The sequence below is a fragment of the Neptuniibacter marinus genome (assembly GCF_965223595.1).
Classification (GTDB): Bacteria; Pseudomonadota; Gammaproteobacteria; order Pseudomonadales; family Balneatricaceae; genus Neptuniibacter; species Neptuniibacter marinus.
Genome location: NZ_OZ245004.1, coordinates 2022680 through 2048436, shown reverse-complemented (window position 1 = coordinate 2048436; position 25757 = coordinate 2022680). Strand labels below are relative to the sequence as shown.

The window sequence follows — 25757 nt, the reverse complement described above, 5'->3', positions numbered from 1 at the left end:
AATATAAACGCCTTTCCTCTCGTACAAAACCTAGCCCCCTATTTTTCCAAAACTAAATCTTAACTAAAGTCTTAACCGATAACTGTCATTAATTGGCAATAGTTATTCGATTAAATAAATAATCAGCCCTATTTATAAAACTACAAACGGATTTATGCTGCGCTGCAGCATGAATATAGAAAAAAAAGTTGTAAAAACACAACAACATTAGCCATAAGTACATAGGCCAGACGTATGACTATTGCACTTAATTCAGTATAATTCTGTTACTAAATTACAACCATCGGGTTTGAAATAGTGGAGAAAGGTAGCCACAAGCCGCCTTTGTTCAAACCCTTGGCTGCATTGCCATAAAATCTTTGGGGAATACAATGACTACAACGAACCAAACCATCTATTACACTCTAACCGACGAAGCACCATCATTAGCTACATGCTCGCTTCTACCTATTGTTCGTACATTTACTTCTACTGCTGGCATCGATGTTAAAATTACAGACATCTCTCTAGCAAGCCGTGTTCTCTCGACCTTCCCCGAAAAGCTTACAGAGGAACAGCGCGAAGAAGATGGCCTTAAGTTCTTAGGCGCATTAACACAAGACCCAGATGCGAATATCATAAAACTACCAAATATCAGTGCATCTATCCCACAGTTAAAAGCATGCATTGCCGAGCTACAAGCACAGGGCTATGACATTCCTAACTTCCCTGAAGATCCGCAAACTGATGAAGAGAAAGAGATTCTTGCTCGCTACTCTAAAATTCTAGGTAGTGCTGTAAACCCAGTACTCCGTGAAGGTAACTCTGACCGTCGTGCCCCAGGTGCAGTAAAAGCATTTGCTCGCAAATTCCCACACTCTATGGGCAAATGGAGCAAAGCATCTCGCACACACGCCGATTACATGACAGACGGTGATTTCTTCTCAAGCGAACATTCGATTACCATGCAAGACGCTGGCGATGTGCGTATTGAGTTTGTTGATCCAGCGGGCAAGGTTGAACTTAAAAAAGAGCTGAGCCTAGAAAAAGGTGAAATCCTTGATGGCATGCGAATGAGCTGCAAAGCCCTTCGCGAATTCTTTGAAGAAACGATGAATGACGCTAAAGAAACTGGCGTTATGTGGTCACTTCACGTTAAAGCAACAATGATGAAGGTATCCCACCCTATCGTATTCGGCCACGCCGTTACTGTTTTCTACAAAGAAGTTTTTGACAAGCATGGCGAACTATTCAAAGAGCTTGGCGTTAACCCAAACAATGGTATTAGCAGCGTTTACGATAAAATCGCTTCTCTACCTCGCTCACAGCGCGAAATTATTGAAGAAGATATCCATCAGTGTTTGGCACATCGTCCAGAAATGGCGATGGTAGACTCGGTCAAAGGGATCACTAACCTTCACGTACCTTCCGACGTAATTGTAGATGCTTCAATGCCTGCAATGATTCGTAATGGCGGTAAAATGTGGGGCCCTGATGGCAAGCCAAAAGATACTAAAGCGGTTATGCCTGAAAGTACTTACGCACGTATCTACCAAGATATGATCAACTTCTGTAAAACTAATGGCGCCTTTGATCCTACAACAATGGGTTCAGTTCCAAACGTTGGTTTAATGGCGAAAAAAGCAGAAGAGTATGGCTCGCACGATAAAACATTCGAAACTGAAACAGGCGTTATGCGTGTAGTAAGCGCCGATGGTACAGTTCTAATGCAGCACGATGTTGAAAAAGGTGATATTTGGCGTGCTTGCCAAACTAAAGATGAGCCTGTACGTGACTGGGTTAAACTCGCTGTAAACCGTGCTCGCCTATCAAATACTCCTGCTATTTTCTGGCTAGACCAAGAACGCGCACATGATCTTGAATTAACTAAAAAAGTTAAAGAATATCTCAAAGATTATGACACTGAAGGCTTAGATATCTCTATCAAGTCTTACAGCCAAGCAATCCGTTTTACAATGGATCGATTAATTCGCGGTAAAGATACCATTTCTGTTACAGGTAACGTACTACGTGATTACCTAACTGACCTATTCCCAATTATGGAACTAGGCACATCCGCTAAGATGCTGTCTATTGTACCTATGCTGAAAGGCGGTGGTATGTACGAAACAGGCGCTGGCGGCTCAGCTCCTAAACACGTACAGCAAGTACAAGAGGAAAACCACCTTCGCTGGGATTCCCTAGGTGAATTCCTAGCACTTGCCGTTTCCCTTGAAGATATGGGGATGAAAAACAATAATCAGCGTGCAACGATCTTGTCTAAAACACTAGATGCCGCCACAGGTAAACTACTTGAAGAGAACAAATCTCCTTCACGTAAAACTGGTGAGCTAGATAACCGCGGTAGCCACTTTTACCTAGGCTTGTACTGGGCTCAAGAGGTCGCTAATCAGACTGAAGATCCTGAGCTTGCTGCACAATTCAAAGATCTTGCTAAGACACTCTCTGACAATGAAGATAAAATCATTGCCGAACTAGCTGCTTGCCAAGGCTCTCCAGCGCCTCTAGATGGTTACTACCATGCGGACCGTGAAGCTGTGAAAAAGGTAATGCGCCCTAGTGAGACATTGAATAAAGCATTAGCGTTAGCAACTAAATAACGAAGAAGTAAATCTAAAAAGCTCGGCTTAAGTCCGAGCTTTTTTTCTTTCATTTAGATACAAAAAAACACGCATATGCGTGTTTTTTTATATCTCTACCAAACGACTTACTAAAGGTTCGCTACTCGATTCAAGCCAGCAATTGCGGCCACACGATAAGCCTCTGCCATTGTGGGGTAGTTAAAGGTTGTATTAATGAAATATTTAAGGGTGTTAGCTTCACCCTCTTGCGCCATAATCGCTTGACCTATATGTACGATCTCAGAGGCATGCTCGCCAAAACAGTGGATACCTAAAATCTGGAAGGTATCACGATTAAACAAGATCTTAAGCATACCGACAGGCTGCCCATAAATTTGTGCGCGGGCGGTATCTTTAAAGAAAGCCTGACCGACTTCGTAAGGTACACGCTCCTCTGTCAACTCCTCTTCCGTTTTACCAACAGAGCTAATTTCAGGAATAGTATAAATCCCTGTTGGTACTTCATTGATATAACGGAAATCTTCAGCTGATAGCATATCCGCAGCAGCAGCACGCCCTTGGTCTAACGCAGCTGATGCCAAGCTTGGCCAGCCAACAACATCACCTGCAGCGTAGATTCCCTCACAAGCCGTTCTATAATGTTCATCAACTTCGAGCTGTCCTCGACTATTTGCCTCTAGACCTATGCGCTCTAAATGTAAGGTTTCAGTATTACCACTACGACCATTACACCATAAGAAAGCATCCGCTCGAATCCGCTTACCGGATTTAAGCTCAAGCACTACACCACGATCGTCAGCTTCAACACTCTCATAAACTTCATTATGGCGAATTTTTACAGCATTATTTCGTAAGTGATAGCTTAATGAATCTGAGATCTCTTCATCCAAAAATGAGAGTAAACGACTTTGATTATCAACTAGATCAACTTTTACACCGAGACCGCTGAATATAGATGCATACTCAGAACCAATAACACCGGCACCGTAAATAATTAACGTACGAGGCGTATGGCTTAATTTAAGAACAGTATCTGAATTGTAAATACGTGGGTGGTTGAAATCGATATCTACCGGTTTATAAGGTCGAGAACCTGTAGCGATAACAATATTTTTTGCCCTTAAGGTCTCATCACCTTTGACAGTACCCCGCACAAGAACCGTATTCTTATCTTCAAATTCAGCCGTACCAAAAAATACATCAATACGATTGCGAGCATAGAAATTTGTACGTAAAACAACCTGACTTGAAATAACTTTCTCAGCACGTTTCAGTACTTTAGGAAATGAAAACCAGCGAGGCTCTCCGATATCTCGAAACATTGGGTTAGTGTTAAACTCAATGATCTGCTTAACAGAATGGCGTAGCGCCTTTGACGGTATTGTCCCTTTGTGAGTGCAGTTTCCGCCCACAGACTCCTGCTCCTCGATAACCGCAACTCGACGCCCCTTCTTAGACGCATTCATTGCCGCACCTTCACCTGCAGGCCCCGAGCCAATCACAATGACATCATAGTCATAAACCGCCATCACATTCCCCTATCTATTATCGTTATCTTCTTGTTTTGCTGGTATTTTTATTACCCATAACAGCTTACGCTTAGTGACGCACAACTCAATTATTCTTTAGATTTAACTTCATAAGAAAGATTAAGCTGAGATCCTTCATTCTCTAATCGCTCTTGCTCTTCATCACATTTTTTCGGATCACCGCCACATATATCGCATGCGGTATCCATGCCTAAATTAGCCATACCACCACATGAACCGGCAATCGGCTTGCGCCCCATCAGCACACCCACCGACATCGCCACCACAACGGAAATTAACACTACAAACGTAAGTATCATCGTATCCATAATTTTAACCTCACTGTACCATGAACTCATTGAATCCAGGCGTCATTTTCTCTTCAAAACCTGTATCGGTTTTGACAATCAAAAACACATTTAGTTTATGTGTTTGAGCAAACTGAAATGCTTTATCTGGCCCCATAACCATCATGGCCGTTGCCAACGCATCAGCTTCCGCACAGGTTGGCATTAAGACAGTAACCGATACCAATTTATGGTTAATCGGCTTACCGGTAACAGGGTCGATAGTATGGGAAAACCTAACGCCCTCCTCTTCAAAATAGTTTCGGTAGTCACCAGAGGTAGCAATACCCACATTTTTGACCGCTATAATTCGTTGAATGGTTCGCTCTGCTGCATTAGTCGGCGACTCGATGGCTATACGCCACTCATTACCATCCGGCTTTAAACCCCGCGCACGCAACTCACCACCAATTTCTACTAAATAGTTTTCTATACCATGGGACTCAAGAAGCTCGGCAAGCACATCAACACCATAACCTTTAGCAATGGCAGATAAGTCAATGTAACTTTGACGCTGCTTTACGACCTGAGTCCCTTCGATTTTAACATAGTCATAGCCAACACGGTCTCGAACGCTATCAAGTTCAGATTGCAGAGGCATCTTAACAACCCGACCATCAGGACCAAATCCCCAAAGATTCACTAATGGACCGACCGTATTATCAAATGCCCCCTCAGTCTCCACACTAATTTTTTTAGACAGCGCTAATACGTGAGCAAGCGGCTCAGATACCGATAGGAATTCGCCAGCAGGGGTTCGATTTAAAATCGATAATTCAGAATCGGGAATATAAGTGGACATACTTTGATTGATATCAACGAGCGTATTATCAATCAATTTATTTAATTCAGTATCAGATTGGGGCGATTGGGAGGACACCCACTTAACGGTAAATGTGGTCCCCATCGTCATGCCTTGATGGCTAACGATTTTTGGTTGCTCTGACTCGCAACCTGACAGAAGTAGACAAACAAAAACAGAAGTGGCCAGCAGCAAAGCTGCGGGCCACTTTTTAGCTTGTCGCATAATGACAAACATAGACGTATTAGCCACCAAAATCATCAAGGAAGATGTTTTCGCGCTCTACACCCAGATCTTCAAGCATCTGGATAACAGCAGAGTTCATCATTGGCGGCCCACACATGTAATACTCACAATCTTCAGGCGCTTCGTGATCCTTAAGATAGTTTTCATATAACACGTTATGGATAAAGCCAGTCATACCATCCCAGTTATCTTCTGGCTGAGGGTCTGACAGTGCTAAATGCCACTGGAAGTTCTCATTCTCTTCCTGAAGCTTATCGTACTCTTCGTTATAGAACGCTTCACGCATAGAACGTGCACCATACCAGAAAGAGATCTTACGCTTAGACTGAAGGCGTTTAAGCTGGTCAAAAATATGTGACCGCATTGGTGCCATACCTGCACCACCACCGATAAAGACCATCTCATTATCAGTATCTTTGGCAAAGAACTCACCAAATGGTCCATAAACCGTAATCTTATCCCCTTCTTTAAGGTTAAAGACGTAGGATGACATGATACCTGGTGGGTGATCAGTTCCCGGTGGTGGAGAAGCGATACGGATATTGAATTTAACAACACCACGCTCCTCTGGGTAGTTCGCCATAGAGTATGCACGGATAGTAGGTTCAGTTACTGTAGAGACAAACTTCCACATATTAAACTGATCCCAATCACCGCGATATTCTTCTTGAATGTCAAAATCCTTGTAGTTAACTACGTGAGGAGGACATTCAAGCTGAACATAACCACCGGCACGGAAATCAACATTTTCGCCTTCAGGTAGGCGAAGCGTTAACTCCTTGATAAAGGTCGCAACGTTAGGGTTGGATTCAACAGTACATTCCCACTTTTGAACCCCGAAGATCTCTTCTTCAAGTTCAAGCTCCATGTCCTGCTTAACCGCCACCTGACAAGATAAGCGCCAGCCTTCCTTGCCTTCACGCATAGTGAAGTGGGATTCCTCAGTAGGCAGCATAGAACCACCACCCTCAAGAACCTGACACTTACACTGCGCACAAGTACCGCCACCACCACAAGCAGAAGGAATAAAGATCCCTTTATCTGCAAGCGTCTGCAGCAATTTGCCGCCGGCAGGTACAGTAATAGATTTAGCCGGATCGTCATTGATATTAATCGTAACGTCACCGGAACTTACTAATTTAGAACGAGCTGCCAGAATTACTGCGACAAGTGCAAGCACTACCGCAGTAAACATGACAACACCTAGAACGATTTCAGCATTCATTGGCTAATCCTTCCTTTGTTGACCATGTAGGCATTAAAGCTGCACACCAGAAAAAGACATGAAGCCTAGAGACATCAAACCAACGGTAATGAAGGTAATGCCTAGACCACGTAAGCCTTCTGGTACGTCGCTGTATTTAAGTTTCTCACGGATACCCGCTAGTGCAGTGATAGCTAACGCCCAACCTACACCTGCACCGACACCATAAACAACTGATTCACTAAATGTGTAATCACGTTCTACCATAAATAACGCAGCACCCATGATCGCACAGTTAACTGTGATCAACGGTAGGAATACACCCAGTGCGTTATATAAAGCAGGTACGAACTTATCTAGGAACATCTCAAGGATCTGAACGATCGCGGCGATTACGCCAATATAAGAGATATAACCCAAGAAACTAAGATCAACATCCGGATAACCTGCCCAAGCTAATGCGCCTTCACGCAATAGTAAGTTATAAATCAGGTTATTAACCGGTGTAGTGATAGCTAATACAACGATTACAGCGATACCTAAACCTAGAGCCGTTTGTACTTTCTTAGAAATAGCCAAGAAAGTACACATACCTAGGAAGAACGCTAACGCCATGTTTTCAACGAAAATCGCCTTTACGGCAAGGCTGATATACTGTTCCATTATACAGCCTCCTTCTTAGAGTTCTTAGCAAGCTCAAATTCTGGTGCTTCAACTTGTTGTTTGTCAAAGCTACGTACAATCCAGATGAATATACCAATGATAAAGAATGCACTTGGCGGAAGTAACATTAAGCCATTCGCTAAATACCAACCACCATCATTCACAAGTGGTAATACTTCTATACCAAATAGTTTACCCGCACCAAACAGCTCGCGCAGAAAGCCTACGAAAATCAGCACTACACCATAACCTAGACCGTTACCAATACCGTCCAAGAAAGAGATCCCCGGAGGATTCTTCATCGCGAACGCTTCAGCACGACCCATTACGATACAGTTAGTGATAATCAAACCGACAAAGACCGATAACTGCTTAGAAACATCATAAGCATAAGCTTTCAGAATCTGATCAACTACGATTACCAATGAAGCAATGATGGTCATCTGACAGATGATTCGAACACTGCTTGGCATCTGATTACGAATCAAAGATACAAACATGTTAGAGAAAGCAGTAACGACTGTTACAGCCAACGTCATAACCAGCGCTGTATTTAGGTTTGAAGTTACAGCTAGCGCAGAACAAACACCTAAGATCTGTAGACCAATCGGGTTGTTCTTAAATAGCGGAGTAACTAGAACGTCTTTAGTTGCAGACATGATTTATGCTCCCCCTGCTTTTAAGTTAGCTAGGAATGGCGCATAACCATTCGAACCCATCCAAAAATGAACTAGATTGGTTACACCATTACTTGTCAGAGTGGCACCCGATAGGCCGTCAATCTGGTGCTTAGCCTTGGCTGACGAAGAGTCAACCGACCCTTTAATCAAGCCAAGCGCTGGCTCCATAGAACCTTCAGGATAAACTTTCTTACCAGGCCACAACGCTTTCCAGTTAGGGTTATCAACCTCACCACCTAAGCCCGGTGTTTCTGCATGAGAATAGAAACCTAAACCAACAACTGTGTTTAGATCGCCTTCAAGTGCAATAAAGCCGTAAAGCGTAGACCAAAGACCGTAACCATGAATAGGTAAGATAACCTTCTCTATCTGGCCATTATCTTCAACCAAATAAACCGGCATGACCTTAGCTTGATACTTGATTGAAGCAAGATCTTTTGCTTTATCAAGTTTGATACCAAGCTCAGAGTCTTTAGCGGCTTTTTTAGCATCGTAACGTGCAGGATCAGCCACTTCAGTATATTTGCCTGTTGCAAGATCAACATACTTCTTAGTGATCGTGCTTTCAAACAGCTCAGGAATACTCTTACCCTGATAATCAACACCGGCCGCAGCCAAAATATTGGTCTGGCGATCTAGATTTTTGTTAGCAATTTGTTGCGGTTTAAGTAGTACCGCCGCAGCAGATACAATAACCGAGCAAACTACACACAAAAGAACGGTAACGGTAATCGTTTTACCGATAGAGTCGTTATTAGCTGACATCGCGCGCCATCCTCCGTTTAATGTTCGCCTGAACAACAAAATTGTCGATCAATGGTGCGAACAGATTGGCAAACAGAATGGCAAGCATCATCCCTTCAGGGAATGCTGGGTTAACCACACGGATCAACACAACCATCACACCAATCAACGCCCCAAAATACCATTTGCCTTTGTTCGTCATAGACGCTGACACAGGGTCAGTTGCCATAAAGAACATACCAAAAGCAAAACCACCCAACACGAGATGCCAGTAAAATGGCAATGCAAACATAGGGTTAGTATCAGAACCAATAAGATTGAATAAGGTCGCAGTCGCAGCCATACCTAAGAAAACACCCGCGACGATACGCCACGCAGCAATCCTAGCAATGAGCAAGACTAAACCACCGGCAGCAATGGCAAGCGTAGAAACCTCACCTACAGAACCTTGAACTTGACCAACAAACGCATCAAACCAAGTAATATTCTGAGCTAAGATAGCATCAACACCACCCGCAGCCGCAAGGCTCAATGGTGTAGCACCGGAGAACCCATCAACTGCAGTCCAAATTGCATCACCTGACATCTGAGCAGGATAAGCAAAGAAAAGGAATGCACGACCCGTCAATGCAGGGTTCAAGAAGTTTTTACCTGTACCACCAAAAACTTCCTTGCCGATCACAACACCAAAGCTTATGCCTAGTGCAACTTCCCAAAGCGGGATAGTCGGCGGAAGAATAAGTGAAAACAGGATAGAAGTTACGAAGAAACCTTCATTGACTTCATGTCCACGTTTCATCGCGAACAAAACTTCCCAGAAACCACCCACAACGAAAGTAACAATATAGATAGGCAACCAATAGGCGGCACCGTGAATAATATTGTCAAAGATACTTTCAGGATTGAAACTAGTTAATGCACCAGCAATCGCACCCTGCCAAGATGAAGCTTCAGTAAGCCCCATCTGAGCCATTGCAGTATTTGCTTGTAGGCCGACGTTGTACATACCAAAGAAAACAGCGGGGAATGTACACATCCACACCAAAATCATCATACGCTTCAGATCGACTGCGTCACGTACATGAGCTGCTGTTTTAGTTACATGGCCTGGTGTATAAAAGATAGTATCTGCTGCTTCATAAAGAGCATACCAATTTTCATACTTACCGCCTTTATGGAAATGCGGCTCCATTTTATCAAGAATATTTCTTAAGCTCATGATTAGGCCTCTCTCTCGATACGCGTCAAGTTATCGCGAAGAATAGGGCCGTACTCGTACTTGCCGGGACAAGCAAACGTGCACAGTGCGAGGTCTTCTTCATCTAGTTCTAGACAACCAAGCTCCATCGCATGAACAATATCACCCGTAACAAGCGCACGCAGAAGTTGAGTAGGCAAGATATCTAGTGGCATCAGCTTTTCAAACTGCCCAACAGGTACCATTGCTCGCTCAGAGCCATTTGTCGTCGTTGTAAAATCAAATTTCTTAGAACGGTTCAAGCAAGAAGCAAATAGATTCAACACAGAGAACTTATTCGTACCAGGCACGACCCAGCCCATAAATTCACGTTGATTGCCTTCTTCAAGAATAGTCACTTGATTCGCGTAACGACTTAAAAATGCAGTAGGTCCTTGAGTAGTACGACCACTCCAGACAGAACCACTAATCACTCGATTATTTGTGCCGACTTGAGCGCCTTCAAGCAAAGTATCTAATGAAGCACCAAGACGTGTACGCAACAAACTAGGTGAAGCTGCACGAGGACCAGCAACAGAAACAACACGGTCAGTAAATAGCTTACCTTCAGTAAACAACTTACCAACAGCAATCACATCCTGATAGCCAATAGTCCAAACCGTTTTCTTTTGAGACACAGGATCTAGAAAATGAATATGAGTCCCTGCGTTACCCGCTGGATGACACCCTTCAAACTCTTCGACAGTAACACCGTCGGTTGTAGGGATATCGGCACCAGACGCTTTACACAAGTAGACTGTAGCAGCAAGGTTAGTCAGTACTTCAAGACCTTGTGAAAATGCCTCTTTCTGCTCTGCAATAACAACTGAAGGATCAGCAGCAAGAGGATTGGTATCCATTGCTGTTACAAAGATAGAATTTGGCGTTGAACCTGGTTGTGGTACACGGCTAAATGGTCGCGTGCGTAACGCAGTCCATAAGCCAGAAGCGATTAGGTTTTCTTCAACCTGCTCTCGCGTCAAACCAGTCAATTCGCTAGCACTGTATTTATTAAATTCAACCGCATCATCGCCATCCAACTCAATCTCTACAGATTGAAGAACACGACGGTCCCCACGATTGATTGCCTTAACTACACCCGCACCTGGCGCTGTGAAGTTAACACCTTCTGTTTTCTTATCGGAAAAGATCACTTGACCGAGTTTTACTCGATCACCTACCTTGACAGCCATGGTAGGTTTCATACCTACATAATCAAAGCCAACAATAGCAACGGAGTTCACTGCTGGGCCATCTTTAATAGATTGCTCAGGAGCGCCCGTGATCGGTAGATCCAGACCTTGCTTGATCTTGATCATACGCCTCACCCAATTACGTTAAACTCTTCAGGATTCAATTTTCGTTTCTTTAATTCTCAGCACCCTGTCCCCGAGCGCAAAGAATAACTTTATATAGTTATTACGAAAATTAAATTACCCCACCCAAAAATCCGACTAAGTATACCTGACCAATGCCCTATTTTTCTACAAACACCCACCTATATCATGACGTTACACAAACTAAAGTAGGTAACCAATCATAGAACAGTTGTTTATATGGATATATCATTTTAGAATATAGAGCAATAAATATACAAAAAGCCACCCTTAGGTGGCTTTTTAGTCAATAGTAATGAACTAAATGCTTACTTCTGCTTTGGAAAAGCTGGAAGCGTACACTGAGCCATTTTCTGCATTAAGCGAATAACCTGACAGCTATAGCCAAATTCATTGTCGTACCAAACATAAAGTACGCAACGCTTACCGCCAGCAATGGTTGCAAGCGCATCAACAACGCCCGCAGCACGAGAACCAACAAAGTCAGTTGAGACTGCTTCTGGAGAATTGCTGTAATCGATCTGCTTCTGCATTGGGCCATGAACCGCAGCTTCGCGAAGATACGCGTTAAGCGACTCTTTATCCGCTTCAGCTTCAAGGTTTAAGTTAAGAATAGCCATCGATACGTTAGGCGTAGGCACACGAATAGCATTACCTGTTAGCTTACCTTCCATCTCTGGAAGTGCTTTAGATACCGCTTTGGCTGCACCCGTCTCAGTAATAACCATATTAAGACCCGCAGCACGGCCGCGACGATCACCTTTATGGTAATTATCAATCAAGTTCTGATCATTAGTATAAGCATGAACTGTCTCAACATGACCATTTTCAATGCCATATTTATCACAGATAGACTTAAGAACCGGCGTGATTGCGTTTGTAGTACAAGACGCTGCAGATAGGATCTCATCTTCAGGTGAGATATCCCCATCATTAACACCCATTACAATATTTTTAACGCCTTTACCTGGTGCAGTCAGTACGACACGAGACGCGCCTTTAGATTGCAAGTGAAGAGACAGGCCTTCTTTATCACGCCATTTACCCGTGTTATCAATAACCATCGCATTATTGATACCGTAAGCCGTATAATCAACTTCCTCAGGAGAGTTAGCGAAAATAACCTGAATTACATTGCCGTTGGCTGTAATCGTATTATTTTCTTCGTCTACAGTAATAGTGCCACGGAAAGAACCATGTACTGAATCACGACGCAATAAACTTGCCCGTTTTTCAAGATCTTTAGCCGCTGAACCTTTACGCACAACCATCGCTCTTAAACGTAGCGCTTGACCACCGCCCGTACGTTCAATTAATAGACGTGCTAATAAACGACCAATGCGACCAAAACCATAAAGTACTACATCTGTAGGTTCACGCTCATCAGAGTCGATAGCCTCAGTTAGCTCAGATTTAACAAAAGCCTCTAGCGCTTGGCCATTAGCCTCATTACGAAACTTAACAGCCAACTTGCCCAAATCAACATGCGCATTGCGAACATTAAGGCGGCTTACTGCTTCAAGGACAGGCAGCGTTTCAGATACAGTCAACTCTTGCTCTTCAACCTGACGCACATAACGATGTGCTTTCAGAATATCAACAACAGAACGTTTAATAATCAGACGACCGAACACTGAACATTCGACATTCCGATCACGGTACAAACCACCTATCAGTGGCACCATCGCTTCAGCTATCGCTTCGCGTTCTTTCCAATCAGTAAATACTTGATCTTGGCTCACTATGAGACTCCAAAAAGCTGTGTCAACTCGTTGGCAACTACTAAAATAAGACCCTATATAAGTCTTACTAGCAGACCCGCTAAAAATTTGGTGCGCATTATCCTCTTTTACAGTCCATTGAGCAAATTCATCTGGATATACTTTCGAACCATACGAGCAACACCACAGATATAAAAACCGCTCATTGCCCCCTAAAGTCTATCAATTCTGTTTCTAGCCGCTAAACTACCCTGCCTGAATAAACTTCATGCGAACAGGAGCATCGCAGTGTTGCAGCTGAAATACCCCTTACCATCAGGTCCCGGCGACCGAAAACATATCGGCCAAGTTCTTGGAGCCGCCGCTGGTTATCTTATCACCGATGCGGCAGAGCGCTATGAAGGGGTCACGCTTGTTATCACCAATGACACCAACCAAGCCAATCGCCTGTATAATGAAGTTTGTTTTTTCAAAAAGAACAAACAGGAAATTCTCTCATTCCCAGATTGGGAGACACTGCCTTATGACACATTTTCACCACACCAAGATATAATTTCAGAACGAATATCTACACTCAATCGTCTCCCAAGCCTCAAACAAGGCATTTTAATCATTCCCCTCAGTACACTAATGCACCGTACTGCTCCAGCTGAGTTTGTAGCAGGCAACTGCTTTGACCTAAAAGTGGGCGACACTATTAATGTCGAAGGTCTCCGCAAACAACTATCGGACGCAGGCTACCATGCTGTAGATGCGGTACTGGAACACGGCGAGTTTACCATTCGCGGTTCAATCATCGACCTATTTCCTACCGGTAGCGAACTCCCTTTTCGAATAGAATTATTTGATGATGAGATTGAGACGCTACGTACATTTAATACAGAAACGCAGATCTCTATTGAGCAAATAGACTCAATCAATCTACTACCGGCCAAAGAATTCCCATTTGATAAACGCGCCATAAGCGGATTCAAATCTCGCTGGCGTGAGCAGTTTGATGTTGATTACAAGCAGTGCCCTATCTACACAAATATTAATGATGGGCTTGCATCTCCGGGTATTGAATATTACTTACCTCTATTCTTTGAAGAGTGCAGCTCCATATTCTCCTCATTACCCGAAAACACTCAAATATTGGTTAATGATGGGTTAGAGGCAGCGGCCAAACTATTTGCAGATGAAGTTAATGAGCGTTACGAACAACGTAGACACGACATCACCAATCCAGTTCTCCCGCCGGACTCTCTCTTCCTCTCAACAGATGAGCTATTTTCTGAACTAAAAAGCTACGGCCGCCTCACATTACATACTGACCTTATCGAAGACAAAGCGGGCAGAACCAACCTTGACTGCATACAACCACCGGAACTCCCCGTTCAGTCACAGAATAAACACCCCCTGTCTGAACTGCAGTCATTTTTAATACAACGGGATGGCGCGGTTCTATTTTGTGCTGAATCAGCAGGTCGAAGAGAAGCGCTACTTGAACTGCTTTCGCGTATAAATATCAAACCAACGCAAACTAAAGACTGGTCGTCATTTGTTGATTCAGCCGAAGATTTAGCCATAACAGAGTTCCCTTTAGAGCAAGGGTTATCAGTTCCTGGGGAGTTTCATTTAATTACCGAAACTCAGCTCTTTGGCCGACAAGTATTCCAACGCAGACGGCGCTCCCGTGAGCAGGAACAAAACGATCAGGTTATAAAAAACCTATCGGAGCTAAACACTGGCTCACCCGTTGTTCACTTAGACCATGGCGTAGGACGCTATTTAGGCTTACAGATTATAGAACTTGAGGGACAAGCTAATGAGTTTCTCACCCTTGAGTATGCAGAAGAAGCAAAACTCTATGTACCCGTTTCATCTCTGCACTTAATAAGCCGATACACCGGTGCGGGGGACGAAAATGCGCTTCTACATCGCCTAGGTACGGAACAATGGAGTAAGGCAAAACAGAAAGCCGCTGAAAAAGCCCATGACGCAGCAGCAGAACTCCTCGATATTTATGCACGACGTGCGGCACGAAAAGGCTTTAAATTTCACGACCCTGATGAGCAATATCTGCAATTTGCAGCGTCTTTTCCTTTTGAAGAGACCCCAGATCAAGCTGCCGCTATCGGCAATGTAATACGTGATATGACAGCCCCACAACCTATGGATCGCCTAGTTTGCGGGGATGTCGGTTTTGGTAAAACAGAAGTTGCCATGCGCGCAGCATTCGTGGCAGTGCAAAGCGGAAAGCAGGTCGTGATTTTAGTCCCAACCACCCTACTCGCTTCACAGCACTTCCAAAATTTTCAGGATAGATTTGCTGACTGGCCGATTAACATTGAACTTATCTCTCGCTTTCGCTCAGGAAAACAACAAGATAGCGCAATAGAAAAACTCGAAGCAGGCAGTGTCGATATAGTAATAGGCACCCACAAACTGCTTAGCGGTGGCATTAACTTTAAAGACCTTGGTTTAGTCATTATTGATGAAGAACATCGCTTTGGTGTTCAACAAAAAGAGCGTTTAAAATCACTTCGCGCAGAAGTAGATATTTTAACGCTCACCGCAACGCCGATCCCTCGAACGCTAAACATGGCCATGTCGGGTATACGCGATCTATCAATTATTGCTACACCACCCGCCAAACGATTATCCGTTAAAACCTTTGTTCGCTATAGCGACCCAACGGTTATTAAGGAAGCTATTCTCCGAGAACTACTTCGTGGCGGACAGATTTACTACCTACACAACGAAGTTAAAAGCATAGAGAAAACCGCCGAAGAACTACGTGAGCTTGTACCTGAAGCACGTATAGGCGTCGGTCATGGACAGATGCGCGAGCGCGAACTCGAACAGGTCATGTCCGACTTTTACCATAAACGTTTTAATATTTTGCTGTGCACCACCATTATTGAAACGGGTATTGATGTTCCTAATGCCAATACCATCATCATTGACCGAGCAGATAAGTTCGGCCTGGCCCAGCTACACCAGCTCAGGGGACGTGTAGGCCGCTCGCACCATCAAGCTTATGCGTATCTACTGACCCCGCATAAAAAATCAATGACCAAAGATGCCGTTAAGCGCTTAGAAGCGATCGAAACAACCAACGACCTTGGCGCTGGTTTTACTCTTGCGACCCATGATTTAGAGATCCGCGGTGCCGGTGAATTATTAGGCGAAGAACAAAGCGGCCAAATGCAGACCGTAGGCTTCTCACTCTTTATGGAGATGCTCGAACAGGCCGTTGAATCGATCAGAGAAGGCAAAACGCCTAATATGGATCAACCATTAAGGCACGGCGCAGAAGTCAATTTACACTTATCAGCGCTTATTCCTGATGATTACCTTCCTGATGTCCATAGCCGCTTAATCATGTACAAACGCATTGCCAACGCTAGCTCATCAAAAGAGCTGAAAGAGCTCCAAATAGAGATGATCGATCGCTTTGGCTTATTACCCGAGCAAGTGAAGAATCTATTTAAAGTAACAGAACTAAAATTACGTGCAGAAGCTATGAACATTGTTAAAATCGATGCAGGTACAACAAATGGACGCATCGAATTTGCGTCCGATGCTAAAGTTGATCCTTTGACACTGGTAAAAATGGTTCAAAAGCACCCACAAAAGTATAAACTTGAAGGCGCAGACAAATTACGTTTTAGCCTAAATATGGAGAAGAGCGACGTTCGCTTCTGCGCTATCGAAAGCCTTTTAAGCGACTTGGCAGTTAAAACATCATGAAAAAATTGTATAGCGCCTTAATTTTTAGTGCTTTAAGCCTCACAGCCAATGCCGCTGACTGGTATAAAGTTGAAGTTGTTGTTTTTGCAAATCAGGACAGCGCTCCTATCGCTGACGAGTATTGGCCCGATATAAAAGAGATCCCTGCTCCCAGCAATGCGATTAACTTAAAGTCATCCAATGCTGAAGGAAGTGCTTATAAACGCCTACCCGGAAGTTCCTTAACTCTTCACGATGAAAAAAACCGGCTACGAAACTCAGGCCCCTATAAAATCCTCTTTCATGCAGGATGGATGCAACCGGTTTACCGCACTCAAACACCACGGCCAATTCACATCACAGGCGGCGAGATATTGGATAATGGTATGCATGAACTAGATGGGTATATCGCCGTAGGCAGAGGCACTTACCTACACTTTCGCCCTGACATCTACCTAAGCCGCAGATTAAGCGCTGACGAAACGAAGCTACTTAAAGACGACCCTACAGCAACCAACGACGCCGCGGATGAAAACGCTGCTGCAATGCTTACAATGCAAGCCTCCAGTAGCGCCAGCAGCTCTTTAGCCAACGAATTATTTACAATACCCAATATCTTAACGGCCAACCTTAATCAAGCACGGCGCATGAAATCAAAAGAGTTACACTATATAGACCACCCATTAATGGGTATCTTAGTTGAAATCCGGCCTATAAATTAACAACTCAACCAATTATCCACTAAGCCCAGAATAACTGGGCTTTTTTATATATGATCAAAGAGTAGAAAACCCTTATGTCTAAAATAGATGACGAAGAGATTAAGCGCGTTTATATCCAAGCAGACTTACTCTACGGAGAAGCTGAAGTCGAGCATGCCATCAACAAATTAGCCGCGCTAATCACCAAAGACATGATGAATAAGACCCCTGTGGTATTCCCCGTATTAAATGGCGGCTTAGTCATTGGGGGCAAGCTGCTCACTAAATTGAACTTCCCTCTTGAGGCTGGTTATTTGCATGCAACTCGTTATCGCAATACGACGTCAGGCCATCAACTCGAATGGATAGTTAAACCTCAGATTGATTTTAAAGGGCGCGCAGTGCTTATTATCGATGACATCTTAGATGAGGGACATACCCTAGCTGAGGTTGTTAGTTATTGTCGATCGGAAGGCGCTAGCGAGGTAAAGGTTGCGGTACTTGTACATAAAAACCATGACCGTAAGCCTAACCCTGAATTAAAAGCGGACTTTGTCGGTCTAGAAATTGAAGACCGCTATATTTTTGGCTACGGCATGGACTACAAAGGCTATTGGCGAAATGCCCCCGGGATCTTTGCCGTAAAGGAATAAAAATAAAATCCTCTATTCTAAAAATACACATAAGACTCGTGGACTCGAGCCTTATGTGTATCAAATATTAACGAGGCTCTGAAAACTCTCCAGTCACAACCGGCTCATCCAGAGCAAAAGGCGGCTGACTTGCTAAGTGAACAGTTGTTGTTGGGAAGGCAATTGAAGCTCCTCTCTGCTCAATAATATCCATAACCTTAACCATCACATCCTGCTTAATTTCATGGAAGCGAATCCAGTTGGTTGTCTTGGTAAAGGTATAGATAAAAAAGTCTAAAGATGAAGGCCCAAAACGATCAAAATTAACAATCAATGTTTGCCTTGTATCAATCTCAGGATGCTCTAAAAGCATCGTTTTAACGGTTGAAATTATATCAGTGAGCTGTGCTGCATCATCATAACGAACGCCCACGTATTCGTAGATACGTCGATTGGTCATACGTGATGGATTCTCTACAGAGATATTCGCAAAAGTTGCATTAGGCACATAGAGCGGTCTTTTATCAAAAGTACGAATACGGGTCTGACGCCAACCTATATCTTCTACTGTACCTTCTATCTGTTTATCTGGTGAACGGATCCAATCACCCACTTTGAACGGGCGATCTAGATAGATCATCAAACCACCAAAGAAGTTCGCTAAAATATCCTTAGCTGCAAAACCAACGGCAATACCACCAATACCACCAAAGGCAAGAATCCCAGAGATACTGTAACCGTAGTTCTGCATCACGATCATGATGATAATAACTAACAGAATCAAACGAACTAAACGGCCAAGCGCACCTACTGTTGTTGGATCCATAGGCTTAACCATTCGATCAGGCATCACCAAGACTTCTTCTATTCCATTAAGGAAACGGAAAAACGACCACGCAATAATTACAATCAGCACGGAACGAGGCAGTGGGCTATCATCATCTAATACTTGGATTGATAGATGGGCCTGGAAAATCTGTACAAGCCAATAACCTGCACTCAGCCAAATAAGAAACAGCAGCGGGCGACTAAAAGCATTGAGAATAACGTCATCCCAGAGCATTTTAGTTTTTTCAGCTTGTCTCATTAATTGCCCAAGAACAACACGCGTTACAATATCAGCCACAACCGCAGCTACACAAATAGCAACCGACAAAATCATCCACGCAGACGCATCATACGCAGGGAGGTATTCAGTCAATAATTGATTTAGTAATTCTATCATTTCCCGTTATCCATCAATGTTTTTGCTAACAAGCGCGCAGATTTTAATCTTTCATCGTCTAGAGTCCAATCCGAGCCTTTCAGCTCAAGAAGCTCAGGTAATGCTTTATAACCTGCAGCGTCCAAATAGGACAATATCTCTATTGTACCCTCTCTATCATTACAACAAAGTATCGCCTGACAACCTGCCAGCAGCGCTTTTTCTGCTCGTTGTCCATAGCCACCTACACTATGGGCTGCTTTCATACTAAGGTCATCACTAAAAATAATGCCCTTAAAGCCTAGCCGCTCTCGCAATATTTTTTGCATCCAAAAAGCAGAGTAGCCCGCCGGTGCTGAATCACACTCAGGATAGAGTACATGAGCAAACATCATTGCCGGCATACCCTTCTCAATTGCTCGCCGAAATGGCAGCATATCTGTATCCCAGAGCTGGGCAAAAGGGCGATCATCAATTGCGTCAGCATGGTGTGTATCGGCATTAGCCCAGCCATGACCTGGAAAGTGTTTTCCAGTGGCTGTCATACCTGCATCAGCCATACCAGATATATACGCTTCAGATAACTGAGTAACTGCCTTATGGTCTGTAGCAAATGCACGGTTTCCAATAACCGAATTACGCCCATAATCCACATCTAACACGGGAGCAAAGCTAAGATCTACATCCAATAAGCGCATTTCTGCCGCCATTAAATAACCTAACTGAGATGCTGCCTGCAACCCCTGAGCATGGTCCAAACAGAATAACGCATGAACACTTTTTACCGGAGGTAGCAGAGTAACGCCCTCCTTTAAGCGCTGTACCCGTCCACCCTCTTGATCAATACTAATAATTAACTCTGGACGTATCTCACGAATCTCTTTGATTAACGTCTTAACTTGGTCGGCGGATTTTGTGTTTCGCCCAAAAAGAATAACACCCCCAATAAGCGGATGTTTTAATAGAACAGATTCCGCCTGAGTTAGCTCAGTACCATCTAAATCGAGAAACAGAGAAGCATGCATATAGATAAGCCTAATTACTTATTCTTGAATAAAAACCGGAGCGCCATAAGAAACCCTTTCAAACAGCTCAAGCATGTCAGAATTGCGCATACGTATACAACCATGGGAGCGAGCAATACCCATAGGCTCTGAATCGGGAGTGCCATGAATATAAATATACCGCTGCATACTATCCCTATCCCCTAAGCGATTAAAGCCATGTTCACACCCTGATAACCATAAAATACGGGTCAGTATCCAATCCCGTTTAGGAAACTTCGCTGCCAAGTTAGAGGAGTAAATCTCCCCCGTAAAACGACGGCCAACAAATACAGCATTGATAGGTAAACCGGAGCCAATTTTTGCTCGAATATAATGCTTACCTCGAGGGGTACATCCACTATTTTTGAGTTCACCGACCCCATTCAATGCGGTAGAAATCGAATAAATCGCAAGCGTCTGCTCCCCATCAACTAATGATAGTTGCTGGTTAGCAATAGAGATAACGAGCTGCAGCATAGGATTAAACGCGACAGAAATAGGTTTTATCCGTTCGAGCCTGCAAACCTGCAGAAAGTACAGGAATCATACGGTGTAAGATCCTCTCAACCTCAGCACCACTATCAAACTCACGTTTTTCTATGCCATGGAGCGTTTGAAAATTAGAGAGTGTGAAAGTGATAGAGCCTAAGCAGAAATGAAGCCGCCAGAAAAATTCATCATCCTCCATAGGCGCAGCATCGGCACGAAGTAACTGAATAAAAGGCTGCAGGGTATCTTGATAGCGACTAATCAGAAAACCACGTAGCTCTTCTTGGTTTTGCATATAGGAGAGTTCAAGCAAACGCATAAATACCGCCAAGGCATTCACATTGTCATGATTAACGACTAAGAGTGTACGCATCAAAATTTCGAGCAACTCATCCAAAGTCACCTGACCGGCATCAGTGGATAGATTACGATGCTCTAACATCGAGGTCAATTCAGTACACAGCGGAGTCAAAAACTTCTCTGCCACCGCTTGAATCAACCCCTTTTTAGAACCAAAATGGTAGTTGATTGCCGCTAAATTGACATCAGCCTTGCTAGTAATTTGGCGCACGGTTGTCTCAGCAAATCCCTGCTCCGCAAATAGAATTTCTGCTGCCTTAATAATACTCGCAGATGTTCCTTTATGATTCATCCAAGCTCCAAACTAGCGTTTAAAACAGATAGTGACAAATTATAAGGAAAAAATCCATTCACTTATTCAGCTATGACTGACAAAAAACATCAGCCATAGCTAAAATTGTAATCAAACACTAGCAGTCGGCCTAGCGACTCCAGATTTTTGATTGCGTCAAACGTCCCCACCATCTCAGCAACACTTTATCACTTGAGGAAACGGCTAATTCAGAGATTTTTTCCTGTAACGATTTTTTCTGCTCATAACGAACAATATAGATATCTGCCTTATCAGCAGCATCCATCATATATTGATCCGAAGTCATCAATTCATCAACTAAGTGAACATCCAGCGCCTGCTTACCAAACCAAATTTCGCCGGTTGCAACTTTATCTATATCAACTTCAGTGCGGTACTCATGAACAAAGTTCTTAAACAGCTCGTGAGTTTCTTCTAGCTCTTCGACAAACTTCTCACGACCTTTATCTGTATTTTCACCAAACACAGTCAAAGTGCGCTTGTACTCTCCCGCCGTTAAGACTTCATAGTCGATATCGTTCTTTTTCAGCAAACGATGGAAGTTAGGTAGCTGGGCAATAACACCAATAGATCCAACGATAGCGAAAGGTGCGGCCAGCAATTTATCAGCTAAGCATGCCATCATATAACCACCACTGGCAGCAACGCGATCCACACAGATTGTTAAAGGAATCTCTTTACGTTTAATTCGCTCAATTTGTGATGAAGCTAAACCATACTCATGCACCATACCACCTGGGCTTTCAAGGCGAATTAGTACTTCATCTTGCTTCTCCGCCATCAATAAGACAGCTGAAATTTCTTGGCGTAAAGGCTCAACTTCGCTGGCTTTAACATCACCATCAAAATCAAGTACAAACATACGTTTGCGGCGCGGCTGATCATCTGCAGGCGGTGTTTTTTTCTGGGCTTTTTTATCCGCCTTCGCTTTTTTCTTCTCCTCTTTGAGCATAGCTTTTAGCTCACACTCATCAAGAATCGATCCTTCCAATGCTTCTTTCATCTCAGTAAGTTCATCATTAAAATGAATCACCTCGATGTCACCCTGTTTAGCATCTTTACGTGAGCGTGTTGACACTACAGCAATACCTGCCACAACAGCGAGTACGGCAAAGACAATAGTTACTGATTTTGCAAGGAAAAGACTGTAATCACTCAGAAACTCAATCACCGAGAAAACTCCAAAATAAACTAGTAAGTTTGAAGAGCGCTAATGTATCATATTTCTATCCGTTACCCACCCAGTTTGAGACTTCTCTTTCATGAGCCAGGATATCTCCGTTGTAAACGTTATTGAAAAGCTACCAAGTCGCTTCGTTAAGGAAAATGCTCAAGATTTTTCCGCGACCTTTCAATTTACTCTTGATGATGATCAAGATTTCCACATAACCATCTCTGATGAGAAATGCAGCATAAATTTAGGAGAACACCCTGATCCAAACGTTACTCTTATTATGGACTCCGAAACAATGGTTGAAGTTATTACGGGCCAAAAAGATGGTATGAGTGCCTTTATGTCAGGCAAGTTAAGAGCGGAAGGTAACGTCTTACTTGCCACAAAACTGAGTAAACTATTCAGCCGTGAAAAACAAAGCTGAATCCTCAGGCAAGCTCTCACCTATATCAATTAAGAAACGGTCAATAAGCCTGCGTGCTATTGTAAATTTGGGGGGGAGTACGGGCAAGTCACTCGCGGAGAACCAGCCTGCATCAAGTATCTCCTCTCCATCCGGTGTAATTTCGCCGCTGTCATATTCAGCCATATAGCCCAGCATAAAAGAGTGTGGAAATGGCCAAGATTGACTAAAACAATATGTAAGATTTTTTATACGAATACCCACCTCCTCTTTCACCTCCCTAACCACTGCATTCTCAGCACTTTCTCCAGCCTCAATAAAACCAGCTAAAGCGCTATAACGCCCTGGAGCAAACTTACTCGCATGCGCTAATAAGCATTGATCGCCTTTTCGAACTAAAACAATAATACAAGGTGATATTCTAGGGTATTGTCGATGAAAACAAGAACCACATACTTTAGCTAGTTCATTTTGATGCGCCTCCAAAGGAGCAGCACAACGGGGACAGTATTTAAACGATTCATGCCAAGTAACAATCTGCGCTGCAGACGAAAGCAAAGTGTAAGTACTCTCATCCTCAACAGCAGCAAGCATGGTCCTTAAACCGCATAAAGCCTCAGGATCGACACTAGCAGGCAGTTCACCCTCGGCAACTATAGCAACGCGATAATCTGCATTTTCAAGTAATCCTAAAGGGTAACTCGCAATTAGAGGAGTATTCACTAAATCAGACTCACTAAATGTCAGGACACCTGACGCAGTACCGATTAATTGTTCATTAGTTGCTAATAAATATACACAATGAGAATCAGACAACGAGCGCACCTTCTTAAATTAACGAGCCAAAAAAATAAGCATCTGGAACTAAAATCAAGCCTTTATTATTCCCTAAAAAACCAAAAACATGCGTTAAGACAGTACATTAGACTTCTGCTTTAAGGGCTCAACTGTTAATCTTAGCCACATTATAAAAAACAAACGCAGTGATAATTTCAACTATTATAACTATTAAATACTGGCTGTTCTGGCATAGGGAAGAACATTCAATGACAAATACGCTACCACAAGCATTAGTTAAAAACTTTCTGGGTAACTCCCCCGTCTGGTACAAACAAGCAATTATAGGGTTTCTCGTACTCAACCCTATTATCCTATTCACTATGGGGCCTGTGATAACAGGTTGGTTGCTTATCTTTGAATTCATCTTCACTTTAGCACTTGCTTTAAAGTGTTATCCACTGCAGCCCGGCGGCTTACTTGCCATTGAAGCTATAGTTATCGGCCTTGCAAGCCCAGAATCAGTATCTCATGAGGTAGAAGCCAATTTAGAAGTCATACTGCTACTGATGTTTATGGTGGCTGGCATCTATTTTATGAAGAGCATGCTGCTTTGGGTCTTCACTAGAATTTTACTTAAGGTTAGATCTAAAATTACGATCTCTCTTTTATTCTCCTTTTCCGCAGCCTTGCTATCAGCCTTCCTTGATGCACTTACAGTAACCGCTGTACTTATTAGCGTGGGGGTTGGTTTTTACGCGGTTTACCATAAAGTGGCATCGGGTAAAACTTACCATCATCCTGATCATGATCACGCCGATGACCATACTGTACAACAAAACCATAAACAAGATCTTGAGCAATTCCGAGAGTTTCTTCGTAGTTTGCTGATGCATGGCGCAGTAGGTACTGCACTGGGTGGTGTCTGTACCCTTGTGGGTGAGCCTCAAAACCTACTTATCGCCGAAAAAGCGGGCTGGGACTTTATCCAGTTCTTTGTTTTAATGGCTCCCATTACGATGCCGGTACTTGTAGCAGGGCTGATCACTTGTGCGTTGCTCGAAAAGTTCAAAATTCTAGGTTATGGCACATTGCTACCTGAAAATGTCCGTAACGTTTTATTGGATTATGCTGGCGAAGAAGATGCTAAACGTACTATGCGTGATAAAGCCACACTGCTAATCCAAGCAGTTGTTGCTGTTTTTCTTGTAATTGCATTGGCATTGCATTTGGCTGCGGTAGGTATCATTGGCTTGACGGTTATTATTCTACTAACCGCATTTAACGGGGTTGTGGAAGAGCACCAAATAGGAAAAGCTTTTGAAGAAGCCCTCCCCTTTACTGCTCTACTGGTCGTTTTCTTCTCGATTGTATCCGTCATTCATGATCAGCATTTGTTCCAACCAATTATTCAAGCCGTTTTAGATATGGACCCAGACTCTCAACCCGGTGTTTTCTTTATTGCTAACGGCGTTTTATCCGCCATTAGTGATAATGTATTTGTTGCAACGGTCTATATAAATGAAGTGGTTGATGCCTATAACGCAGGCAATATTAGCCGTGAGCATTTTGATGTTTTAGCGATCGCAATCAATACAGGTACTAACATACCAAGCGTTGCAACACCAAATGGACAAGCCGCATTCCTGTTCTTACTAACCTCAGCCATTGCCCCGCTTATCCGTCTATCCTATGGACGCATGGTACTAATGGCACTGCCTTATACTATAGTGATGAGTATCACCGCCTACACTGCGCTGATGATTTCACACTAAATTGTAAGTTCAACTAGAAAGTTAGTGACAAATAAAAAGCTCCGTATCTACGGAGCTTTTTTATTTACTTAGAATAT

General features: G+C 43.3%; 22 protein-coding genes. 6 read left to right on the top strand and 16 right to left on the bottom strand.

The annotated features are described in order from the left end of the window. The first annotated feature begins 371 nt into the window (after positions 1–371). The gene (locus ACOQOE_RS09595; protein WP_067865438.1) at positions 372–2600 is read left to right on the top strand and encodes an NADP-dependent isocitrate dehydrogenase; all 2229 of its coding nucleotides are present in this window, start codon (positions 372–374) and stop codon (positions 2598–2600) included. Between the two features lie 110 nt (positions 2601–2710). Here the strand turns inward: ACOQOE_RS09595 and sthA are convergent, their stop codons facing one another. The 10 genes from sthA to ACOQOE_RS09545 form a co-directional block, all read right to left on the bottom strand. Then, positions 2711–4111, bottom strand: coding sequence for a Si-specific NAD(P)(+) transhydrogenase (gene sthA / locus ACOQOE_RS09590; RefSeq protein WP_067865440.1), 1401 nt, complete (start codon positions 4109–4111; stop codon positions 2711–2713). An 89-nt stretch (positions 4112–4200) separates the two neighbouring features. Continuing rightward, positions 4201–4440, bottom strand: a complete 240-nt coding sequence (gene nqrM / locus ACOQOE_RS09585; protein ID WP_067865442.1) for a (Na+)-NQR maturation NqrM — start codon at positions 4438–4440, stop codon at positions 4201–4203. Positions 4441–4450: 10 nt separating this feature from the next. Further along, positions 4451–5521: an FAD:protein FMN transferase gene (locus ACOQOE_RS09580; RefSeq protein ID WP_420553859.1), complete on the bottom strand. Its 1071-nt coding sequence runs from the start codon at positions 5519–5521 to the stop codon at positions 4451–4453. Then, positions 5505–6731 (bottom strand): NADH:ubiquinone reductase (Na(+)-transporting) subunit F, encoded by a 1227-nt coding sequence (gene nqrF, locus ACOQOE_RS09575; RefSeq protein ID WP_067865449.1) that lies wholly within the window; start codon positions 6729–6731, stop codon positions 5505–5507. The genes ACOQOE_RS09580 and nqrF overlap by 17 nt, the downstream gene beginning before the upstream one ends. A gap of 33 nt (positions 6732–6764) precedes the next feature. Next, positions 6765–7373, bottom strand: coding sequence for an NADH:ubiquinone reductase (Na(+)-transporting) subunit E (gene nqrE / locus ACOQOE_RS09570; RefSeq protein ID WP_067865451.1), 609 nt, complete (start codon positions 7371–7373; stop codon positions 6765–6767). Beyond that, positions 7373–8032, bottom strand: coding sequence for an NADH:ubiquinone reductase (Na(+)-transporting) subunit D (locus ACOQOE_RS09565; protein WP_420553858.1), 660 nt, complete (start codon positions 8030–8032; stop codon positions 7373–7375). The genes nqrE and ACOQOE_RS09565 overlap by 1 nt, the downstream gene beginning before the upstream one ends. Before the next feature lie 3 nt (positions 8033–8035). Further along, positions 8036–8818, bottom strand: coding sequence for a Na(+)-translocating NADH-quinone reductase subunit C (locus ACOQOE_RS09560; RefSeq protein ID WP_067865458.1), 783 nt, complete (start codon positions 8816–8818; stop codon positions 8036–8038). Further along, positions 8808–10016: an NADH:ubiquinone reductase (Na(+)-transporting) subunit B gene (locus ACOQOE_RS09555; RefSeq protein ID WP_067865461.1), complete on the bottom strand. Its 1209-nt coding sequence runs from the start codon at positions 10014–10016 to the stop codon at positions 8808–8810. The genes ACOQOE_RS09560 and ACOQOE_RS09555 overlap by 11 nt, the downstream gene beginning before the upstream one ends. 2 nt (positions 10017–10018) lie before the next feature. Next, positions 10019–11353 carry a Na(+)-translocating NADH-quinone reductase subunit A gene (locus ACOQOE_RS09550; RefSeq protein ID WP_420553857.1) on the bottom strand — a complete coding sequence of 445 codons (1335 nt, stop codon included), beginning with the start codon at positions 11351–11353 and terminating at the stop codon, positions 10019–10021. Positions 11354–11679: 326 nt separating this feature from the next. Next, on the bottom strand, positions 11680–13113 hold the full coding sequence (locus ACOQOE_RS09545) for a glyceraldehyde-3-phosphate dehydrogenase (RefSeq protein WP_067865467.1): 1434 nt from the start codon (positions 13111–13113) through the stop codon (positions 11680–11682). 267 nt (positions 13114–13380) lie between these two features. Here ACOQOE_RS09545 and mfd point away from each other — a divergent pair, with 267 nt between their 5' ends. The 3 genes from mfd (at position 13381) to ACOQOE_RS09530 (ending at position 18160) form a co-directional block, all read left to right on the top strand. Further along, positions 13381–16827 (top strand): transcription-repair coupling factor, encoded by a 3447-nt coding sequence (gene mfd, locus ACOQOE_RS09540; protein WP_420553856.1) that lies wholly within the window; start codon positions 13381–13383, stop codon positions 16825–16827. Beyond that, on the top strand, positions 16824–17528 hold the full coding sequence (locus tag ACOQOE_RS09535) for a CsiV family protein (protein ID WP_067865477.1): 705 nt from the start codon (positions 16824–16826) through the stop codon (positions 17526–17528). Before mfd ends, ACOQOE_RS09535 begins: the two co-directional genes overlap by 4 nt. Before the next feature lie 74 nt (positions 17529–17602). Further along, positions 17603–18160, top strand: coding sequence for a hypoxanthine-guanine phosphoribosyltransferase (locus tag ACOQOE_RS09530; RefSeq protein ID WP_067865479.1), 558 nt, complete (start codon positions 17603–17605; stop codon positions 18158–18160). Positions 18161–18227: 67 nt separating this feature from the next. On the opposite strand, the gene ACOQOE_RS09525 is transcribed toward ACOQOE_RS09530, so the two are convergent. The 5 genes from ACOQOE_RS09525 to sohB form a co-directional block, all read right to left on the bottom strand. Further along, positions 18228–19364, bottom strand: coding sequence for a mechanosensitive ion channel family protein (locus tag ACOQOE_RS09525; protein WP_067865482.1), 1137 nt, complete (start codon positions 19362–19364; stop codon positions 18228–18230). Continuing rightward, the gene (gene nagZ / locus ACOQOE_RS09520; protein ID WP_420553855.1) at positions 19361–20368 is read right to left on the bottom strand and encodes a beta-N-acetylhexosaminidase; all 1008 of its coding nucleotides are present in this window, start codon (positions 20366–20368) and stop codon (positions 19361–19363) included. The genes ACOQOE_RS09525 and nagZ overlap by 4 nt, the downstream gene beginning before the upstream one ends. An 18-nt stretch (positions 20369–20386) precedes the next feature. After that, positions 20387–20866: a L,D-transpeptidase family protein gene (locus tag ACOQOE_RS09515; protein ID WP_420553854.1), complete on the bottom strand. Its 480-nt coding sequence runs from the start codon at positions 20864–20866 to the stop codon at positions 20387–20389. Positions 20867–20870: 4 nt separating this feature from the next. After that, positions 20871–21530 carry a TetR/AcrR family transcriptional regulator gene (locus tag ACOQOE_RS09510; protein ID WP_067865488.1) on the bottom strand — a complete coding sequence of 220 codons (660 nt, stop codon included), beginning with the start codon at positions 21528–21530 and terminating at the stop codon, positions 20871–20873. 130 nt (positions 21531–21660) lie between these two features. Further along, on the bottom strand, positions 21661–22722 hold the full coding sequence (sohB, locus tag ACOQOE_RS09505) for a protease SohB (protein WP_197468031.1): 1062 nt from the start codon (positions 22720–22722) through the stop codon (positions 21661–21663). Between the two features lie 91 nt (positions 22723–22813). Here sohB and ACOQOE_RS09500 point away from each other — a divergent pair, with 91 nt between their 5' ends. Beyond that, positions 22814–23149, top strand: coding sequence for an SCP2 sterol-binding domain-containing protein (locus ACOQOE_RS09500; RefSeq protein ID WP_156473678.1), 336 nt, complete (start codon positions 22814–22816; stop codon positions 23147–23149). On the opposite strand, the gene nudC is transcribed toward ACOQOE_RS09500, so the two are convergent. After that, positions 23123–23944: an NAD(+) diphosphatase gene (nudC, locus tag ACOQOE_RS09495; protein WP_067865491.1), complete on the bottom strand. Its 822-nt coding sequence runs from the start codon at positions 23942–23944 to the stop codon at positions 23123–23125. The genes ACOQOE_RS09500 and nudC overlap by 27 nt on opposite strands. Positions 23945–24174: 230 nt before the next feature. Between nudC and nhaB the strand changes: the two genes are divergently transcribed. Continuing rightward, positions 24175–25680 (top strand): sodium/proton antiporter NhaB, encoded by a 1506-nt coding sequence (nhaB, locus tag ACOQOE_RS09490; RefSeq protein ID WP_067865494.1) that lies wholly within the window; start codon positions 24175–24177, stop codon positions 25678–25680. Positions 25681–25757: the final 77 nt, after the last annotated feature.

What these genes read in the sequence shown, in the direction of transcription:
- ACOQOE_RS09550 (WP_420553857.1), bottom strand. Translation starts at nt 11,353, where the DNA reads ATGATCAAGATCAAGCAAGGTCTGGATCTACCGATCACGGGCGCTCCT.
- sthA (WP_067865440.1), bottom strand. Translation starts at nt 4,111, where the DNA reads ATGGCGGTTTATGACTATGATGTCATTGTGATTGGCTCGGGGCCTGCA.
- nqrF (WP_067865449.1), bottom strand. Translation starts at nt 6,731, where the DNA reads ATGAATGCTGAAATCGTTCTAGGTGTTGTCATGTTTACTGCGGTAGTG.
- nagZ (WP_420553855.1), bottom strand. Translation starts at nt 20,368, where the DNA reads ATGCATGCTTCTCTGTTTCTCGATTTAGATGGTACTGAGCTAACTCAG.
- nqrM (WP_067865442.1), bottom strand. Translation starts at nt 4,440, where the DNA reads ATGGATACGATGATACTTACGTTTGTAGTGTTAATTTCCGTTGTGGTG.
- ACOQOE_RS09530 (WP_067865479.1), top strand. Translation starts at nt 17,603, where the DNA reads ATGTCTAAAATAGATGACGAAGAGATTAAGCGCGTTTATATCCAAGCA.
- ACOQOE_RS09555 (WP_067865461.1), bottom strand. Translation starts at nt 10,016, where the DNA reads ATGAGCTTAAGAAATATTCTTGATAAAATGGAGCCGCATTTCCATAAA.
- ACOQOE_RS09580 (WP_420553859.1), bottom strand. Translation starts at nt 5,521, where the DNA reads ATGATTTTGGTGGCTAATACGTCTATGTTTGTCATTATGCGACAAGCT.
- ACOQOE_RS09565 (WP_420553858.1), bottom strand. Translation starts at nt 8,032, where the DNA reads ATGTCTGCAACTAAAGACGTTCTAGTTACTCCGCTATTTAAGAACAAC.
- ACOQOE_RS09535 (WP_067865477.1), top strand. Translation starts at nt 16,824, where the DNA reads ATGAAAAAATTGTATAGCGCCTTAATTTTTAGTGCTTTAAGCCTCACA.
- nhaB (WP_067865494.1), top strand. Translation starts at nt 24,175, where the DNA reads ATGACAAATACGCTACCACAAGCATTAGTTAAAAACTTTCTGGGTAAC.
- ACOQOE_RS09560 (WP_067865458.1), bottom strand. Translation starts at nt 8,818, where the DNA reads ATGTCAGCTAATAACGACTCTATCGGTAAAACGATTACCGTTACCGTT.
- nqrE (WP_067865451.1), bottom strand. Translation starts at nt 7,373, where the DNA reads ATGGAACAGTATATCAGCCTTGCCGTAAAGGCGATTTTCGTTGAAAAC.
- ACOQOE_RS09595 (WP_067865438.1), top strand. Translation starts at nt 372, where the DNA reads ATGACTACAACGAACCAAACCATCTATTACACTCTAACCGACGAAGCA.
- ACOQOE_RS09510 (WP_067865488.1), bottom strand. Translation starts at nt 21,530, where the DNA reads ATGAATCATAAAGGAACATCTGCGAGTATTATTAAGGCAGCAGAAATT.
- ACOQOE_RS09515 (WP_420553854.1), bottom strand. Translation starts at nt 20,866, where the DNA reads ATGCTGCAGCTCGTTATCTCTATTGCTAACCAGCAACTATCATTAGTT.
- ACOQOE_RS09500 (WP_156473678.1), top strand. Translation starts at nt 22,814, where the DNA reads ATGAGCCAGGATATCTCCGTTGTAAACGTTATTGAAAAGCTACCAAGT.
- ACOQOE_RS09525 (WP_067865482.1), bottom strand. Translation starts at nt 19,364, where the DNA reads ATGATAGAATTACTAAATCAATTATTGACTGAATACCTCCCTGCGTAT.